The organism is Streptomyces sp. SID3343, assembly GCF_009865215.1.
Taxonomy (GTDB): domain Bacteria; phylum Actinomycetota; class Actinomycetes; order Streptomycetales; family Streptomycetaceae; genus Embleya.
Genome location: NZ_WWJX01000764.1, coordinates 1 through 225 on the forward strand (window position 1 = coordinate 1; position 225 = coordinate 225).

Below are 225 nucleotides of genomic sequence, written 5' to 3' on the forward strand. Positions count from 1 at the left end.
GACGTTCGGTGGGTGCGGTGGTGCGGTGGGTGCGGTGGGTGTGCAGGTGTGCGCCGGCGAGTGGTGGGCGTGTGCCGAGTGTGCGACGACACGCGATGAGCACGGGTCGGGTGGGCGGTGGGGACTGTGGGTGGGCGATGACGTTCGGTGGGACCGGTGGGCGCGGTGGGTGTGCGGGTGTGGGATGGCGGCGATGGGCGGGGGCCATACGCGGCGTCCTGTGAC

General features: G+C 72.9%; 1 pseudogene. It reads right to left on the reverse strand.

Annotation, left to right across the window (positions count from 1 at the left end):
- A pseudogene (locus tag GT354_RS56595) lies at window positions 1-208 on the reverse strand (hypothetical protein); the annotation flags it as partial.
- Between the last annotated feature and the right edge of the window lie 17 nt (window positions 209-225).